Below are 1,426 nucleotides of genomic sequence, written 5' to 3'. Positions count from 1 at the left end.
GCCCCCGGTCCCCCTCCCAAGGCACACCTGTGCCGATCCCAGGGCACACCTGTGCCGAAAACCATGAGGAACACGCAATGAACAGATCTGCCAGACGGCGTCTCACCGCCGCAGTCCTGACCGTCGTCGCCGTCACCGCCAGTGCCACCGCGTGCTCCTCGGACGCGGACGACACCTCCACGAAGGCCGAGGGCGGCGGTACGTACACGATCTGGGACCCCTACCCGCAGTTCGAGAAGGGCTCGGCGTGGGCGAAGCTGCTGGACGGCTGTGGCACCGAGGCCGGCGTGAAGATCAAGCGGACCGCGTTCGACACCAGTGACCTGGCGAACAAGGCGCTGCTGGCGGCGCAGCAGGACAACTCCGCCGACGTCCTCATCGTCGACAACCCGGTGGTGTCGACCCTCGCCGAGGCCGGCGTCCTCACCACGACCGAGGACAACAAGCTGGACACCTCGAAGGTCAGCCCGAACCTCCTCGCGGCCGGCCAGTCGGGCGGGAAGACGTACGGCACGCCGATCGGCGCGAACACCCTTGCCCTGTACTACAACAAGGCGGTGCTGAAGAAGGCCGGGGTGGACATCTCCTCGGTCACGGACTGGAAGTCACTGACCGCGGCGATGGCGAAGGTCAAGAAGGCGGGAAAGAAGGGCATCACCTTCTCCGCGATCGGCACGGAGGAGGGCAGCTTCCAGTTCCTGCCCTGGTTCTGGGGCTCCGGCGCGAAGCTGACCGAACTCGACTCCTCCCAGGCGGTCTCCGCGCTGTCGCTGTGGAAGAAGTGGCTGGACAAGGGGTACGCCCCCAACTCGGTGATCAACAACACCCAGACGACCAGCTGGCAGGAGTTCGCGAGCGGTGACTACGCGTTCGCCGAGAACGGCACCTGGCAGCTCGCCAACGCCGAGAAGGCCGGTTTCGAGTACGGGGTCATCCCCGTCCCGGGCGCCTCGGGAGGCGACGCCGCGGCACCGACGGGAGGTGAGTTCGTCACCATCCCGGTGCAGGGCGACACCGGCCGCTACGCCACTTCGCAGAAGCTCGTGTCCTGCCTGACCAACAGCGAGAACCTGCTCGAAACCGACACGACGCTGTCCTACGTGGCCCCCACCACCGAGGTGCAGGACAAGCAGGTGGCGGCCGACGCCAAGCTGAAGCCCTGGGTGGACGCGGTCAAGGCGGCCAAGGGACGCACCAGTGACGACCTGGGCACCAAGTACCCGAAGATCTCCGAGCAGATGTGGAAGGCGGTCCAGTCCGCCCTCAGCGGGTCGGCGTCGCCGAAGGACGCGCTCGGCTCGGCACAGTCCGCCGTCAAGTGATCAGGACTCCGGCCCGCCGATGAAGCACACGACACAGTTGCCGGACCGCCGGACGGTGCGTGTCCGGAACGGGGCGGCGGCCACCGCCGCCCGCTTCACGGCGG

Annotated in this window: 1 protein-coding gene; it reads left to right on the top strand. The window is 67.7% G+C overall.

All coding sequences use genetic code 11. The annotated features are described in order from the left end of the window. The first annotated feature begins 77 nt into the window (after nt 1–77). Nucleotides 78–1,322: a sugar ABC transporter substrate-binding protein gene (locus FNH08_RS50055; protein WP_152778667.1), complete on the top strand. Its 1,245-nt coding sequence runs from the start codon at nt 78–80 to the stop codon at nt 1,320–1,322. The last annotated feature ends 104 nt before the right edge of the window (nt 1,323–1,426 follow it).

Origin of the sequence: Streptomyces spongiae (genome assembly GCF_009377185.1) — a bacterium.
GTDB classification, from domain to species: domain Bacteria; phylum Actinomycetota; class Actinomycetes; order Streptomycetales; family Streptomycetaceae; genus Streptomyces; species Streptomyces spongiae.
This window is presented reverse-complemented; position numbering and strand designations above follow the sequence as displayed.

What these genes read in the sequence shown, in the direction of transcription:
- FNH08_RS50055 (WP_152778667.1), top strand. Translation starts at nt 78, where the DNA reads ATGAACAGATCTGCCAGACGGCGTCTCACCGCCGCAGTCCTGACCGTC.